This window comes from Stenotrophomonas sp. 112478_Sma, from assembly GCF_056479905.1.
This window is the reverse complement of record NZ_CM151072.1, coordinates 805,170-819,588: the sequence shown is the minus strand read 5'-3', so window position 1 is coordinate 819,588 and position 14,419 is coordinate 805,170. Positions and strand designations below refer to the sequence as shown.

Here is a 14,419-nt window from a genome sequence, read left to right as displayed (position 1 = left end):
ATGCCCGGCGAGTGCAGCGGAAACGTAAACGCCGGGCATCGCCCGGCGCTACCAGAACGCAAAAGCCCGGCAGATGCCGGGCTTTCACTGTGTCGCGTTGGAGCGGTCCGATTACTCGGCCACTTCCTCGGCCACGGCCGGACGGTCGACCAGCTCGACGTAGGCCATCGGAGCATTGTCGCCGGCGCGGAAGCCGCACTTCAGCAGACGCAGGTAGCCACCCGGACGGTTCGCGTAGCGCGGGCCCAGGATGGTGAACAGGTTGCCCACGGCTTCGTTGTCACGCAGGCGGGCAAAGGCCAGACGGCGGTTGGCAACGGAATCGACCTTGGCCAGGGTGATCAGCGGCTCGGCGACGCGGCGCAGTTCCTTGGCCTTCGGCAGGGTGGTCTTGATCAGCTCGTGCTTGAACAGCGAGGCGGCCATGTTCTTGAACATCGCTTCGCGATGGGCGCTGGTACGGCTGAACTTACGGCCAGACTTCTGGTGACGCATGGTGATGCTCCTTGGTTAATGATGTGGCTGTGTGGATCGTTGTCGCCATCCTGGCGTTGCTGCACGGACTGCGGATGGTCCTGGCCGCCCGTCCTGGACGACCTGCCCGCGAACCTGCGGTTCGTCATGGCATCTTGCGGTGAAGGCTCCACCGCTGACGGTGGAGCCTTCGGGTACAGCAGGAGGCTTTATCAGCCCAGCATGCCGTGGCTGGCGACGCCGGCCGGCGGCCAGTTCTCCAGCTTCATGCCAAGCGACAGGCCACGCTGGGCCAGCACTTCCTTGATCTCGGTGAGCGACTTCTTGCCCAGATTCGGGGTCTTCAGCAGCTCCACTTCGGTCTTCTGGATCAGATCGCCGATGTAGTAGATGCTTTCAGCCTTCAGGCAGTTGGCCGAACGCACGGTCAGCTCCAGATCGTCGATCGGGCGCAGCAGCACCGGATCCACGCCGTTGTTGGCCGGCTTGGCCGCACCGCGGTCGCGGTGGGTGAAGTCACCGAACACCGACAGCTGGTCGCTGAGGATGTCGGCGGCGGTGCGCACGGCTTCCTCGGCATCGATGGTGCCGTTGGTCTCGATATCGATGACCAGCTTGTCCAGGTCGGTACGCTGTTCGACGCGGGCCGCTTCCACGGCATAGGCGACGCGGCGGACCGGCGAGAACGAGGCATCCAGGACCAGGCGGCCGATGGCACGGGTTTCTTCGTCCGGACGACGACGCGCAGCAGCCGGCTGGTAGCCGAAACCACGCTCGATCTTCAGACGCATGTTCACTGCCGTATCCTTGGTCAGGTGGCAGATCACATGGTCGCCGTTCAGGATCTCCACATTGTGGTCGACCTTGATATCGGCAGCGGTGACAACGCCCGGGCCCTGCTTGGACAGGGACAGGGTGGCGCTGTCGCCGGAGTGCATACGGATGGCCACGTCCTTCAGGTTCAGCAGGACTTCGAGCACGTCCTCCTGCAGACCTTCGACCGTGGTGTACTCATGCAACACGCCGTCGATTTCGACTTCCGTGATGGCGAAGCCCGGGATGGACGACAGCAGCACGCGACGCAGGGCGTTGCCCAGCGTATGCCCGTAACCCCGCTCCAAAGGTTCGATAACGACCTTTGCACGGGTGTCGGTAAGGCGTTCGATCTGCGGACCGCGAGGACGCAGAACCTGGTTGGCGGTAACCGTCATGTTGCGGGTTCTCCTAGTGAACCCCCGGCCGTCGCCGGGGGCTCTCCAATGTGAATTACTTCGAATACAGCTCGACGATCAGCGCTTCGTTGATGTCCGCAGGCAGATCCGAACGATCCGGAACCGCCTTGAAGATGCCGGTGAACTTGCCGGAATCCACTTCAACCCACGACGGGCTCAGGTCATGCTGTGCGGCGACGGTCAGGGCTTCCTGGACGCGCAGCTGCTTGGCAGCCTTCTCGGACAGCGCGATGGCATCGCCAGCCTTGACCTGGTACGAAGCCAGGTTGACCGACTTGCCATTCACGGTGACGCCGCGGTGCGACACCAGCTGGCGGGCAGCCGGACGGGTCACGGCGAAGCCCATGCGGTAGACGACGTTGTCCAGGCGGGTTTCCAGCAGCTGCAGCAGGTTCTCGCCGGTGTTGCCCTTCTTGGTCGAGGCCTTCTTGTAGTAGTTGCGGAACTGACGCTCCAGCAGGCCGTAGATACGCTTGACCTTCTGCTTTTCACGCAGCTGGGTGGCGTAGTCGGACAGCTTGCCCTTGCGGGCAGTGGCGCCATGCTGGCCGGGCTTCTGCTCCAGCTTGCACTTGGAGTCCAGCGCACGCGCCGGGCTCTTCAGGGACAGGTCGGCGCCTTCGCGGCGGGCGAGCTTACAGGTAGGACCGATATAACGAGCCATTTCTTATCGCTCCCTTTAGACGCGACGCTTCTTCGGCGGACGGCACCCGTTGTGCGGGATGGGCGTCACGTCGATGATGTTGGTGATCTTGTAGCCGACGTTGTTCAACGAACGCACGGCCGACTCACGGCCCGGACCCGGGCCCTTGATGCGGACTTCCAGCGACTTCACGCCGTAGTCCAGCGCAGCACGACCGGCCTTCTCGGCAGCCACCTGGGCAGCGAACGGGGTCGACTTGCGCGAACCGCGGAAGCCAGCGCCACCGGAGGTCGCCCACGACAGAGCATTGCCCTGGCGGTCGGTGATGGTGACGATGGTGTTGTTGAACGAAGCGTGGACGTGGGCAACGCCGTCAGTGACGACGCGCTTGATCTTCTTCTTGGTCTTAGCAGCGGGCTTAGCCATTTCTCAGTCCCTTACTTCTTGATCGCCTTGCGCGGACCCTTGCGGGTGCGGGCGTTGGTACGGGTGCGCTGGCCACGCAGCGGGAGGCCACGACGGTGACGCAGGCCGCGGTAGCAGCCCAGGTCCATCAGGCGCTTGATCGCGATGCCGATCTCACGGCGCAGATCGCCTTCCACGATGTACTTGCCGACTTCGGCGCGCAGGCGCTCGATTTCCGGCTCCGACAGATCGCGGATCTTGGTGGTCGAAGCGACGCCTGCGACTTCGCAGACCTTCTTCGAACGGGTACGGCCGATGCCGTAAATGCTTTGCAACCCGACCCAGACATGCTTCTGGGCTGGCAGGTTGACGCCTGCAATACGCGCCATGACGCGGTTCTCCAGCTGAGTGATGGCCGACAGCGCGCCTCGGGCACGCCAATCCGGCAGGATGGATCAAAAAAGTGAACTAGCGATACTAACAAGGTTCCGGTTTACATGGAAGCCCGTGAAACCAGAGGTTTCATGAACCCGGCCTGGGGAGTGTGCCCAGGCTCCGGCGCCGGATGGGGTTGATCCCGGGAGGTCTCCCGGGGCCGCCCGCGCTACTCCTGCGCGGGACCACCTCATCACACCCCCACCCGGAACCGCTGCGGGGGCCGCCCTTCGTTTGTGTGGCCGGAGTCCGCGAAGCGGAGGGACCATCACGTCAGGAAGACGAAAGTATAACAGGCGAATCAGCCGCGGGCAAAACCGCCGCGGTTGCCACCCTTCAGGTTGGCCTTCTTCAGCAGGCTCTCGTACTGGTGGGACATCAGGTGCGCCTGCACCTGGGCGATGAAGTCCATCACCACCACCACCACGATCAGCAGCGAGGTACCGCCAAAGTAGAACGAGGCGTTCAGCTGCGTCCGCATCAGTTCCGGCAGCAGGCAGACGATCACCAGGTAGGCCGAGCCGGCTGCGGTCAGGCGGGTCAGCACGCCGTCGATGTAGTCGGCAGTGGCCTTGCCCGGACGGATGCCCGGAATCAGCGCGCCCGACTTCTTCAGGTTGTCGGCGGTTTCCTGCGAGTTGAACACCAGCGCGGTATAGAAGAACGCGAAACCGGTGATCAGCGCAGCGAACACGATCATGTGCAGCGGCTCGCCCGGACCCAGCGCGTTGGCGACCTTCTGCAGGACCTGGCCGAAGCTGCTCTGGTTGGCCGCTTGGCCGGACCACATGGCCAGGGTGGCCGGGAAGGCCAGCAGGCTCGAGGCGAAGATCGCCGGGATGACGCCGGCCATGTTGAGCTTCAGCGGCAGGAACGAGGTCTGGTTCATGTACGCATTGCGACCGCCCTGGCGGCGCGCGTAATTGACCGTGATCCGGCGCTGGCCGCGCTCGACGAACACCACGAAGAAGGTGAAGGCGAGTACGACGATGGCGATCAGCAGCAGCTGGATAAACTGGATGTTGCCGTCGCGGTAGGCATCGAAGGTATGGATGACCGCGCCCGGCAGGCCCGCCACGATACCGGCGAAGATGATCAGCGACACGCCGTTGCCGATGCCGCGCTCGGTGACCTGCTCACCGACCCACATCAGGAACATGGTGCCGGCGGTCAGCGCGACCACGGCGGTGAGCACGAAGCCCATGCCCGGCGCGTACACGACCGGAGCGCCCGACGGCGAGACCTGGCCCTGCAGGGCCAGAGCGATCGAACCGCCCTGCACCACTGCCAGCAGCACGGCGCCGATGCGCGAATACTGGGTGATCTTGCGGCGACCGGACTCACCTTCCTTCTGCATCGCCTTCAGGGCGGGGAAGATGTGCACGGCCAGCTGCATCACGATCGATGCCGAGATGTACGGCATCACGTTCAGCGCGAAGATGCTGAAACGGTGCAGGGCGCCGCCCGAGAACATGTTGAACATGTCCACGATGCCGCCGCCCTGCTGTTGCATCATGGCAAGCATGGCATCGGGATTGACGCCCGGCACCGGCACGTAGCAGCCGATGCGATAGACGATCAAAGCCCCGACGACGAACAGCAAACGTTGGCGAAGTTCAGTGAACTTGCCCATTCCGCCCGCGAGGTTACCGATGCCAGCTTGCGCCATGATTTTCTTACTCCGTTACGCTGCCGCCGGCAGCTTCGATCGCAGCCTTGGCACCGGCCGTGGCAGCAACACCCTTCAGGGTGAACGCCTTGGTCACTTCGCCCTTGACGACGACCTTGGCCTTCTTGGCAGTGCTCGGGACCAGCTTGGCGGCACGCAGGGCGGCGAAGTCGATCTCGCCGGCCGGCAGCTTGTCCAGCTGGTACAGCAGCACTTCAGCGGTGTCCTTGGCGATCGGCGAACGGAAGCCGATCTTCGGCAGACGACGCTGCATGGGGGTCTGGCCGCCTTCGAAGCCGGCCTTGATCTTGCCGCCACCCTTGCGGGCGAACGAACCCTTGTGGCCGCGGCCGGCAGTCTTGCCCAGGCCCGAGCCGATACCGCGACCGACGCGGGTGCGCTCGGTACGGGCGCCCGGTGCCGGGCTCAGTTCATTGAGACGCAGAGTCATGATCGATTACTCCTCAACCTTGACGAGGTAGTGAACGGTATTGATCAGGCCGCGAACCTGCGGGCTGTCCTTCAGTTCACGCACATCGTTGAGCTTGTTCAGACCCAGGGCACGCACCGACAGGCGGTGACGCGACTGAGCACCACGCAGGCCGCGCACCAGGCGCACCTTCACAGTCTTGTTGGACTCATTAGCCATGGTTGAGTTCCTCCACCTTCTTGCCGCGCTTGGCCGCGATGCGGGCCGGCGACTGCGCTGCAGACAGGCCCTTCACGGTGGCACGCACCAGGTTGATCGGGTTGCGCGAACCGGTGGCCTTGGCCAGCACGTTCTTCACGCCAACCGCTTCCAGGACGGCGCGCATGGCACCGCCGGCGATGACGCCGGTACCTTCCGAAGCCGGCTGCATGAACACGCGGGCTGCGCCATGACCATCCTTGATGGTGTGCCACAGGGTGCCGTTGTTCAGGTCAACGCTGACCAGGTTCTTGCGGGCCTGTTCCATCGACTTCTGGATGGCGACCGGCACTTCGCGGGCCTTGCCATAACCGAAACCGACCTTGCCTTCGCCGTCGCCGACCACGGTCAGGGCGGTGAAGGTGAACTGGCGACCACCCTTGACGGTCTTGCTGACGCGGTTGACCGCGACCAGCTTTTCGATCATGCCGTCGTCGATCTTCTCTTCGCGGTTACGGTCGCGATCGCGACCCCGCTGCTGACGCTCTTCTGCCATGTTGATTCCTTGGTTGTTGGGTATGTACGGCTCAGGGCCGCTTATGGTTGTGGAATGACGCGTCGTTCCGGTGGGCCACTACAGAAGAATGGCGCCGTCCAGCCTCGCTCAGGCTGGCGAGCAGGCGGACAGGGGGCCATCGGCCCCCTCCCCCGATCCCTTAGAACTGCAGGCCGGCTTCGCGGGCAGCCTCTGCCAGGGCCTTGATACGGCCGTGGTAACGGTAACCCGAACGATCGAAGGCAACCTTCTCGACGCCGGCGGCCTTGGCACGCTCAGCGACGATGCGGCCAACCTTGGCGGCGGCATCGACATTCTTGCCGCTCTTCAGGCCTTCCTTGACGTCGGTCTGGGTGGTGTTGGCGGCAGCCAGCACCTTGGAACCGTCGGCGGTGAAGACCTGGGCATACAGGTGCTGGCCGGTGCGCAGCACCGACAGGCGGGCGACGCCGAGCTCACGGATGTGGGCGCGGGTCGACTTGGCGCGACGCAGGCGGGCGATGTTCTTGTTCATGATGTTTTTCCTATGAAAGCGGAAGCGCCTATTAGGCCTTCTTGGCTTCCTTACGGATGATGACTTCGTCGGAGTACTTCACGCCCTTGCCCTTGTACGGCTCCGGCTTGCGGAACGCACGGATCTTGGCGGCAACTTCACCGACGGCCTGCTTGTCCGCGCCCTGGACCAGGATCTCGGTCTGGGTCGGGGTGGACAGCGTGATGCCTTCCGGCGCCACGAACACGACCGGGTGCGAGAAGCCCAGCGACAGGCTCAGGTCCTTGCCCTGCATGGCAGCGCGGTAACCCACGCCGACCAGCTCCAGCTTGCGCTCGAAGCCTTCGGACACGCCCTTGACCATGTTGGCCAGGATCGCACGCACGGTACCGGTCAGTGCGACCAGTTCGACGTTCTCGGTGCTCAGGGTGGCAACGCCGTTATCGACGTTGATGGCAATACCGGCCGGCTTGGCCAGCGACAGGGTGCCCTTCGGGCCCTTGGCGGTGACGCTTTCCGACTGGACGTTCAGTTCAACCTTACCCAGGTCGATCGGCTTCTTGGCTACGCGGGACATAGTTCTACTCCTTTCGCCTTAGGCCACGAAGCACAGGACTTCGCCGCCGACGCCCAGCTGGCGCGCCTGCGCATCAGTCATGATGCCCTTGGAGGTGGAAATGATGGAGATGCCCAGGCCGTTCATGACCTTCGGCAGCTCGCTCTTGCCGCGGTACTGGCGCAGGCCCGAACGCGAGAAGCGCTTCAGGGTCGCGATGACCGGCTTGCCTTCGAAATACTTCAGCACGATTTCCAGCTCGGCCTTGTTGTTCTCCAGCTGGGTAACGCGCAGGTCGGTGATGTAACCCTCGTCCTTCAGGACCTGGGCGATCGCAACCTTGATCTTGGACGACGGGGCTTTCACCGTCTGCTTGCCAACCGCGGCCGCATTCTTGATGCGGACCAGCAGGTCGGCGATGGGATCAGTCATGCTCATATGAGTACCTTTGAGTGCACCGATATCCGCTTTCGCGAAAATCTGTTGTCTCCTGGAAACGGGCCAGGTCCCTTGATGCAGCGGACCTGTGGCCCGCCCTACAACCCCGTCTGCACAGGGCAAGACGCGGGAGTATACGCCAAAAGAGCCCGACTTGCGTCGGGCTCTTCGGGTTTTTTGCGAAAGGGAGGCTGAATGCCTCCCCTCCCCGGTTCAGGAACCCCCGGGGGGCGCCTGATCGCAGGACCGGCTGGGATTACCAGCTGGCCTTGCGCAGACCCGGGACGTCGCCACGCATGGTGGCTTCACGCAGCTTGTTGCGGCCCAGGCCGAACTTGCTGTAGACGCCACGCGGACGGCCGGACAGTTCGCAGCGGTTGCGCTGGCGGCTCGGCGACGAATCGCGCGGCAGCTTGGCCAGCTTGGCAGCAGCTTCGATCTTCTCGTCGTAGCTCGCGTCCACCGAGGACACGATCTTCTTCAGAGCAGCACGCTTCTCAGCGTACTTCTTGGCCAGCTTTTCCCGCTTGATGTCGCGGTTGACCATGGAGGTCTTTGCCATTTCGGTTTCCTCGACGGATCAGTTACGGAACGGGAACTTGAACGCTGCCAGCAGCGCCTTCGCTTCCGCGTCGGTCTTCGCAGTGGTGGTGATGGCGATATCCATACCGCGGATCGCGTCGACAGCGTCGAAGTCGATTTCCGGGAAGATGATCTGTTCCTTCACACCCATGTTGAAGTTGCCGCGACCGTCGAAGGAACGACCGGAGACACCACGGAAGTCGCGCACGCGCGGCAGCGAGATGTTGATCAGGCGATCCAGGAACTCGTACATCTTGTGGCGACGCAGCGTGGTCTTGCAGCCGATCGGCCAACCATCGCGGATCTTGAACGACGCAACCGAAATACGCGACTTGGTGACAACCGGCTTCTGGCCGGAAATCTTGGTCATGTCGCCGACGGCGTTTTCCAGGATCTTCTTGTTGGTGGCCGCTTCGCCGACACCCATGTTCAGGGTGACCTTGACGAGCTTCGGCACTTCCATCGGATTGGTGTAGCCGAACTGCTTCATCAGCGCCGGCACCACTTCGTCCTTGTAGAACTTTTCGAGACGGGAAGTCATCTTCTCATTCCTCAGGCGTCGAGCGCCTCACCGCTGGAGCGGAACACACGCAGTTTGCGTCCATCCTCCAGCACCTTGAAGCCAACGCGTTCGCCCTTGCCCGAAGCCGGGTTCAGCACATTCACGTTGGAGATATGGATCGAAGCTTCACGCTCGACCACGCCGCCGGCAACGCCTGCCTGCGGGTTCGGCTTGGTGTGGCGCTTGACGATGTTCACGTTGGCGACGACCACACGGTCGCCGTCGACGCGGACGACTTCGCCCTGCTTGCCCTTGTCCTTGCCGGTGTTGACGACGACCTGGTCGCCCTTCTTGATACGGTTAGCCATGATTATCTCCTGTCGCTCACAGCACTTCGGGAGCGAGCGAGACGATCTTCATGAACTTCTCCGAACGAAGTTCACGGGTCACCGGCCCGAAGATACGGGTACCGATCGGCTCCTGCTTGTTGTTCAGCAGGACGGCAGCGTTGCCGTCGAAGCGGATCAGCGAGCCGTCGGCGCGACGCACACCCTTGCGGGTACGCACCACGACGGCGTCATACACTTCACCCTTCTTGACCTTGCCGCGCGGAATCGCATCCTTCACGGTGACCTTGATGATGTCGCCGATGCCGGCGTAACGGCGCTTGGAACCACCCAGCACCTTGAAGCACATCACCTGCTTGGCACCCGAATTGTCCGCGACGTCAAGGTAGCTCTGCATCTGGATCATGATTCAGACTCCTTATTCAGCCGCACGCGTGATGACTTCCACCACGCGCCAGTTCTTGGTCTTGGACATCGGAGCAATCTCGGTCACGCGGACGACATCGCCTTCCTTGCAGGCGTTGTCGGCATCGTGGGCGTGCAGCTTCGTCGAGCGCTTGATGTACTTGCCGTACAGTGCGTGCTTGACCTGACGCTCAACCAGGACGGTAACCGTCTTGTCCATCTTGTTGCTGACGACACGGCCTTCGACCGTGCGCAGCGTCTTGTTTTCAGTATTGTCGCTCATAGCGGCCATCCTTACTTCGTGCTGCCGAGCAGGGTCTTGACGCGAGCAATCTCGCGACGGACCCGGCGGATGTCGTGGGTCTTCGGCAGCTGGCCGGTGACCTGCTGCATACGGACAGAGAACTGTTCCTTACGCAGGTCGATCAGGTGGGCCTTGAGTTCGTCAGCCGACTTTTCACGGAGAGTTTTGATATCCATCAGCGCACCGTACGGGTCACGAAAGTGGTGGTGACCGAGAGCTTGGCGGCGGCCAGGCGGAACGCCTCGCGAGCCACTTCCTCGGAAACACCCTCGATTTCATAGATCATGCGGCCGGGCTGGATCTGGGCCACCCAGTATTCCACGTTACCCTTACCCGAACCCATTCGAACTTCGATGGGCTTCTTGGTGATGGGCTTGTCGGGGAACACGCGGATCCACATCTTGCCGCCGCGCTTGACGTAGCGGCTGATCGAGCGGCGAGCCGCTTCGATCTGACGCGCGGTCAGCTGACCGTGTGCGGTTGCCTTCAGGCCGTATTCGCCGAAGCTGACAGCGTTGGCGCTCCAGCTCAGGCCTTCGTTACGGCCCTTGTGTACCTTGCGGTACTTGGTTCGCTTGGGTTGCAACATTGTCGTTACCTCGCTTCACGGGCCGGGCGCTGACGGTCACCACGGTCGCCGCGATCGTGACGATCGTTGCGCGACGGGGTGTCGTCCTGCTTTTCCTGGCCAACCTGGGAGAAATCGAAGACCTCGCCCTTGTAGATCCAGACCTTGATGCCGATGATGCCGTAGGTCGTCTTGGCTTCAGCGAAGCCATAGTCGATGTCGGCACGCAGGGTGTGCAGCGGCACGCGGCCTTCGCGGTACCACTCCGAACGGGCGATTTCAGCACCGTTGAGGCGGCCACCCACGTTGACCTTGATGCCCAGGGCACCCAGGCGCATCGCGTTGCCCACCGAGCGCTTCATTGCGCGGCGGAACATGATGCGACGCTCCAGCTGCTGGGCGATCGACTCGGCAACGAGCTGCGCGTCCAGTTCCGGCTTGCGCACTTCGGTGACGTTGATGTGCGCCGGAACGCCCATCATCTCGCTCACTTCCTTGCGCAGCTTCTCGATGTCCTCACCACGCTTGCCGATCACCACGCCCGGACGGGCGGTGTGGATCGTCACGCGCGCGGTCTTGGCCGGACGCTCGATCAGGATCTTGCTGATGCCGGCCTGAGCCAGCTTCTTGCGCAGCATTTCGCGAACTTTCAGGTCGGCTGCCAGGTAACCAGCGAACTCGGCCTTGTTGGCGTACCACTTGGAGTTCCAGTCCTTGGAAATACCGAGACGGATACCAATCGGATGAACTTTATGACCCATGGTCTTTTCCTTATCCGCTTACTTGCCGGCGCCCACAACCACAGTGATGTGGCTGGTGCGCTTGAGGATGCGGGTACCGCGGCCTTTCGCCCGCGCCATGAAACGCTTCAGGGTCGGACCTTCATCAACCATGATGGTCTGAACCTTCAGCTCGTCGACGTCGGCGCCCTGGTTGTTCTCAGCGTTGGCAATAGCCGACTCCACCACCTTCTTGATCAGGTGGGCAGCCTTCTTGTCCGAGAACTTCAGCAGATTGACCGCACGTTCGGCCGGCAGACCGCGCACCTGGTCAGCGACCAGGCGAGCCTTCTGCGGGGAGATGCGCGCAGTGCGCAGGATGGCTTTCGCTTCCATTGTCATCTCTCCTTACTTGCCCGACTTCTTGTCACCACCGTGACCCTTGAAGGTCCGGGTGATGGCAAATTCGCCGAGCTTGTGGCCGACCATGTTCTCGTTGACGAGAACCGGGATGTGGTTCTTGCCGTTATGCACGGCAATGGTGATGCCTACCATGTCAGGCAGGATCATCGAACGGCGCGACCAGGTCTTGATCGGCTTCTTGCTGCCCGCAGCGGCCTCCACCTTCTTGACGAGGTGGTGATCGACGAACGGGCCCTTCTTGAGTGAACGTGCCATGGTCGATTAGCCCCTACGATCGCGGACGATGAACTGCTGAGTGCGCTTGTTATGGCGCGTCTTGTAACCCTTGGTCGGGACACCCCACGGGGTGACCGGATGCGGGTTACCCTGGCCGGCCTTGGCCTCACCACCACCGTGCGGGTGGTCAACCGGGTTCATGGCAGCACCACGAACGGTCGGGCGGACGCCGCGCCAGCGCTTGGCACCGGCCTTGCCCAGCTTTTCCAGGCTGTGCTCGTCGTTGCCGACTTCGCCGATGGTGGCGCAGCACTCGACCGGAACCTTACGCATTTCACCCGAGCGCAGACGCAGGGTGGCGTAGACGCCTTCACGGGCGACCAGCTGCACGGCAGCACCTGCAGCGCGGGCGATCTGAGCGCCCTTGCCCGGCTTCAGCTCGATGCAGTGGATGGTGGTACCGACCGGGATGTTGCGCAGCGGCAGGGTGTTGCCCGCCTTGATCGGGGCATCCGAACCAGCGATCACCTGATCACCGGCCTTCAGGCCCTTCGGGGCGATGATGTAGCGACGCTCGCCGTCGACGTAGCACAGCAGGGCGATATGGGCGGTGCGGTTCGGATCGTATTCGATGCGTTCCACGCGCGCCGGGATGCCCAGCTTGTTGCGCTTGAAGTCGATGATGCGGTAGTGCTGCTTGTGGCCACCACCGACGTGACGGGTGGTGATGCGGCCGTGGTGGTTACGACCACCCGAGCGGCTCTGCGACTCGACCAGCGCAGCGTGCGGAGCACCCTTGTGCAGGTCGGGCGTAACCACGCGCACGGCCGAACGGCGGCCGGGGGAAGTGGGCTTGAATTTCATCAATGGCATGGGATGTACCTCAGGCCTTGGCCGTTACATCGATCGACTGGCCATCGGCCAGGCGAACGTACGCCTTGCGCCAATCGCCGCGGCGGCCAGCACGGTTACGGAAGGACTTGTTCTTGCCCTTGACGTTGACCACGTTGACGGCTTCGACCTTGACGTCGAACAGCTGCTCAACCGCGGCCTTTACATCGGCCTTGGTGGCTTCGTTCGAAACTTCGAAGACATACTGGTTGGAGAGTTCCTGCAGGCGCGCGGTCTTTTCGGAGACACGCGGGGCACGCAGCACGCTGAAGATTTTTTCGTTGCTGTTCATGCCAGCCACTCCTCGACCTTCTTGACCGCGTCAGCGGTGATGACGACCGTGTCGGCACCGACCAGCGACACCGGGTCCAGGCCCTGCACATCACGCACCTGCACGTACGGCAGATTGCGGGCGGACAGGTACAGGTGCTCGGAGGCTTCCTCGGTGACGATCAGCGGGCGCTTGCCCACTTCCAGGCCGGCCAGCTTGGCGATCAGACCCTTCGTGCTGGTCGCTTCGACATCGAAGGCCTCCACGATGGTCAGACGGCCCTGACGGTTCAGCTCGGACAGGATCGCGCACATGGCGGCACGGTACTGCTTACGATTGACCTTCTGCTCGAAGCTGCGCGGCTTGGCCGCGAAGGTGACACCGCCGCCGACGAAGATCGGAGCCGTCAGTGCGCCATGACGCGCGCCGCCGCCCTTCTGCTTCTTCGACTTCTTGGTGGTACCAGCCACTTCGGAGCGAGTCTTCTGTGCCTTGGTGCCGGCGCGACCGGCGTTGCGGTAAGCAACGACGACCTGGTGGACCAGATCTTCGCTGAAATCGCGACCGAACACGGCGTCGGAGACCGAGACCTTGTTGTTGCTACCCGTGATAACGAGTTCCATCGTCATCTCTCCTTATGCCTTGCTCGCCGGACGGACGATCACATCGCCACCCGCCGCGCCAGGAACGGCGCCGCGAACCGCAATCAGACCGCGCTCGACGTCGACCTTGACCACTTCCAGGTTCTGGGTGCTCTGCTGCACCGCGCCCATGTGGCCCGACATCTTCTTGCCCGGGAAAACGCGACCCGGGGTCTGGCGCTGACCCAGCGAACCCGGCGCGCGATGCGACAGCGAGTTACCGTGGGTTGCATCGCCCATACGGAAGTTGTGGCGCTTGATGGTGCCCTGGAAACCCTTACCCTTGGTGACACCCTGGACGTCGACGATCTGGCCGACTTCGAAGATGTCCGCCTTGACTTCGCCGCCGACGGCGAAATCGCCGAGCTGCGCGTCTTCAACGCGGAATTCCCACAGGCCACGACCCGCTTCCACCTTCGCCTTGGCGAAGTGGCCGGCTTCCGGCTTGTTGACCAGGGCAGCGCGACGCGCGCCGACGGTCACCTGCACGGCGCTGTAGCCGTCGGTTTCGACGGTCTTGATCTGCGCGATGCGGTTCGGGGTGGCTTCGATCAGGGTCACCGGGATGGAACGACCATCTTCGGTGAACACGCGGCTCATGCCGGCCTTGCGGCCCACGAAGCCCAACGAATACTTCTTCGTCATGGTCGTAGTCCTCAGGTCAGCTTGATCTGAACGTCGACGCCGGCAGCCAGTTCGAGCTTCATCAGCGCGTCCACGGTCTTGTCATTCGGGTCAACGATATCGAGCACGCGCTTGTGCGTGCGGGTCTCGTACTGGTCACGCGCGTCCTTGTCGACGTGCGGGGAAACGAGAACGGTGTAACGCTCGATCTTGGTCGGCAGCGGGATCGGGCCACGCACTTGCGCGCCGGTCCGCTTTGCCGTTTCAACGATCTCGCTGGCCGAACGGTCGATCAGACGATGATCGAACGCTTTCAGCCGGATCCGGATCTTTTGGTCCGCCATGGCGGTAGGTTCCTTCGTTAAAAGAGCGACAGACAAAGCCTCTGGGTTGCTTT

At 62.8% G+C, this 14,419-nt stretch carries 27 protein-coding genes; all 27 read right to left on the bottom strand.

Going from position 1 to position 14,419, the window contains the following annotated elements:
• Positions 1-111: 111 nt before the first annotated feature.
• Positions 112-495: a 50S ribosomal protein L17 gene (rplQ, locus tag ACZK08_RS03740; protein ID WP_053519752.1), complete on the bottom strand. Its 384-nt coding sequence runs from the start codon at positions 493-495 to the stop codon at positions 112-114.
• A 191-nt stretch (positions 496-686) separates the two neighbouring features.
• A complete protein-coding gene (locus ACZK08_RS03735; protein ID WP_004145453.1) occupies positions 687-1,685 on the bottom strand; it encodes a DNA-directed RNA polymerase subunit alpha in 999 nt (332 codons plus the stop codon).
• Positions 1,686-1,740: 55 nt separating this feature from the next.
• Complete coding sequence (gene rpsD / locus ACZK08_RS03730) at positions 1,741-2,370, bottom strand: 30S ribosomal protein S4 (protein ID WP_004145446.1); 630 nt, start codon at positions 2,368-2,370, stop codon at positions 1,741-1,743.
• 15 nt (positions 2,371-2,385) lie between these two features.
• On the bottom strand, positions 2,386-2,775 hold the full coding sequence (gene rpsK / locus ACZK08_RS03725) for a 30S ribosomal protein S11 (RefSeq protein ID WP_004145443.1): 390 nt from the start codon (positions 2,773-2,775) through the stop codon (positions 2,386-2,388).
• A gap of 11 nt (positions 2,776-2,786) precedes the next feature.
• Complete coding sequence (gene rpsM, locus ACZK08_RS03720) at positions 2,787-3,143, bottom strand: 30S ribosomal protein S13 (RefSeq protein WP_004154500.1); 357 nt, start codon at positions 3,141-3,143, stop codon at positions 2,787-2,789.
• A gap of 347 nt (positions 3,144-3,490) precedes the next feature.
• Entirely contained in the window at positions 3,491-4,858 is a 1,368-nt protein-coding gene (gene secY, locus ACZK08_RS03715) for a preprotein translocase subunit SecY (RefSeq protein WP_005415420.1), read from the bottom strand.
• A 7-nt stretch (positions 4,859-4,865) separates the two neighbouring features.
• Positions 4,866-5,309: a 50S ribosomal protein L15 gene (gene rplO / locus ACZK08_RS03710; protein WP_053519751.1), complete on the bottom strand. Its 444-nt coding sequence runs from the start codon at positions 5,307-5,309 to the stop codon at positions 4,866-4,868.
• 6 nt (positions 5,310-5,315) lie between these two features.
• Complete coding sequence (rpmD, locus tag ACZK08_RS03705) at positions 5,316-5,507, bottom strand: 50S ribosomal protein L30 (RefSeq protein WP_004145412.1); 192 nt, start codon at positions 5,505-5,507, stop codon at positions 5,316-5,318.
• Positions 5,500-6,042 (bottom strand): 30S ribosomal protein S5, encoded by a 543-nt coding sequence (gene rpsE / locus ACZK08_RS03700; RefSeq protein WP_005408213.1) that lies wholly within the window; start codon positions 6,040-6,042, stop codon positions 5,500-5,502. The genes rpmD and rpsE overlap by 8 nt, the downstream gene beginning before the upstream one ends.
• A 160-nt stretch (positions 6,043-6,202) precedes the next feature.
• Complete coding sequence (gene rplR / locus ACZK08_RS03695) at positions 6,203-6,556, bottom strand: 50S ribosomal protein L18 (protein ID WP_053519749.1); 354 nt, start codon at positions 6,554-6,556, stop codon at positions 6,203-6,205.
• Positions 6,557-6,587: 31 nt separating this feature from the next.
• Entirely contained in the window at positions 6,588-7,112 is a 525-nt protein-coding gene (gene rplF, locus ACZK08_RS03690) for a 50S ribosomal protein L6 (protein WP_053519748.1), read from the bottom strand.
• Between the two features lie 18 nt (positions 7,113-7,130).
• A complete protein-coding gene (rpsH, locus tag ACZK08_RS03685) occupies positions 7,131-7,529 on the bottom strand; it encodes a 30S ribosomal protein S8 (RefSeq protein ID WP_005415417.1) in 399 nt (132 codons plus the stop codon).
• A 256-nt stretch (positions 7,530-7,785) separates the two neighbouring features.
• Positions 7,786-8,091: a 30S ribosomal protein S14 gene (gene rpsN / locus ACZK08_RS03680; RefSeq protein ID WP_053519747.1), complete on the bottom strand. Its 306-nt coding sequence runs from the start codon at positions 8,089-8,091 to the stop codon at positions 7,786-7,788.
• An 18-nt stretch (positions 8,092-8,109) separates the two neighbouring features.
• Positions 8,110-8,652, bottom strand: a complete 543-nt coding sequence (gene rplE, locus ACZK08_RS03675) for a 50S ribosomal protein L5 (RefSeq protein ID WP_053519746.1) — start codon at positions 8,650-8,652, stop codon at positions 8,110-8,112.
• 11 nt (positions 8,653-8,663) lie between these two features.
• The gene (gene rplX / locus ACZK08_RS03670; RefSeq protein WP_053519745.1) at positions 8,664-8,981 is read right to left on the bottom strand and encodes a 50S ribosomal protein L24; all 318 of its coding nucleotides are present in this window, start codon (positions 8,979-8,981) and stop codon (positions 8,664-8,666) included.
• A 16-nt stretch (positions 8,982-8,997) separates the two neighbouring features.
• A complete protein-coding gene (gene rplN, locus ACZK08_RS03665) occupies positions 8,998-9,366 on the bottom strand; it encodes a 50S ribosomal protein L14 (RefSeq protein ID WP_010483978.1) in 369 nt (122 codons plus the stop codon).
• 12 nt (positions 9,367-9,378) lie between these two features.
• A complete protein-coding gene (gene rpsQ / locus ACZK08_RS03660; RefSeq protein ID WP_053519744.1) occupies positions 9,379-9,648 on the bottom strand; it encodes a 30S ribosomal protein S17 in 270 nt (89 codons plus the stop codon).
• Between the two features lie 11 nt (positions 9,649-9,659).
• Positions 9,660-9,845: a 50S ribosomal protein L29 gene (gene rpmC, locus ACZK08_RS03655; protein ID WP_004154487.1), complete on the bottom strand. Its 186-nt coding sequence runs from the start codon at positions 9,843-9,845 to the stop codon at positions 9,660-9,662.
• Positions 9,845-10,258 carry a 50S ribosomal protein L16 gene (rplP, locus tag ACZK08_RS03650; protein WP_053519743.1) on the bottom strand — a complete coding sequence of 138 codons (414 nt, stop codon included), beginning with the start codon at positions 10,256-10,258 and terminating at the stop codon, positions 9,845-9,847. Before rplP ends, rpmC begins: the two co-directional genes overlap by 1 nt.
• A 5-nt stretch (positions 10,259-10,263) precedes the next feature.
• Positions 10,264-10,998: a 30S ribosomal protein S3 gene (gene rpsC, locus ACZK08_RS03645; RefSeq protein ID WP_004145350.1), complete on the bottom strand. Its 735-nt coding sequence runs from the start codon at positions 10,996-10,998 to the stop codon at positions 10,264-10,266.
• 18 nt (positions 10,999-11,016) lie between these two features.
• Positions 11,017-11,352 carry a 50S ribosomal protein L22 gene (gene rplV, locus ACZK08_RS03640; RefSeq protein WP_080375339.1) on the bottom strand — a complete coding sequence of 112 codons (336 nt, stop codon included), beginning with the start codon at positions 11,350-11,352 and terminating at the stop codon, positions 11,017-11,019.
• A gap of 12 nt (positions 11,353-11,364) precedes the next feature.
• Positions 11,365-11,634: a 30S ribosomal protein S19 gene (rpsS, locus tag ACZK08_RS03635; protein WP_005415413.1), complete on the bottom strand. Its 270-nt coding sequence runs from the start codon at positions 11,632-11,634 to the stop codon at positions 11,365-11,367.
• 6 nt (positions 11,635-11,640) lie between these two features.
• Positions 11,641-12,468, bottom strand: a complete 828-nt coding sequence (rplB, locus tag ACZK08_RS03630) for a 50S ribosomal protein L2 (RefSeq protein ID WP_065182869.1) — start codon at positions 12,466-12,468, stop codon at positions 11,641-11,643.
• A 10-nt stretch (positions 12,469-12,478) separates the two neighbouring features.
• Positions 12,479-12,778: a 50S ribosomal protein L23 gene (gene rplW / locus ACZK08_RS03625; protein ID WP_004145338.1), complete on the bottom strand. Its 300-nt coding sequence runs from the start codon at positions 12,776-12,778 to the stop codon at positions 12,479-12,481.
• Complete coding sequence (gene rplD, locus ACZK08_RS03620) at positions 12,775-13,380, bottom strand: 50S ribosomal protein L4 (protein WP_053519740.1); 606 nt, start codon at positions 13,378-13,380, stop codon at positions 12,775-12,777. The genes rplW and rplD overlap by 4 nt, the downstream gene beginning before the upstream one ends.
• A 12-nt stretch (positions 13,381-13,392) precedes the next feature.
• Positions 13,393-14,043, bottom strand: a complete 651-nt coding sequence (gene rplC / locus ACZK08_RS03615) for a 50S ribosomal protein L3 (RefSeq protein ID WP_004145336.1) — start codon at positions 14,041-14,043, stop codon at positions 13,393-13,395.
• Positions 14,044-14,054: 11 nt separating this feature from the next.
• A complete protein-coding gene (gene rpsJ / locus ACZK08_RS03610) occupies positions 14,055-14,366 on the bottom strand; it encodes a 30S ribosomal protein S10 (protein ID WP_005408208.1) in 312 nt (103 codons plus the stop codon).
• Positions 14,367-14,419: the final 53 nt, after the last annotated feature.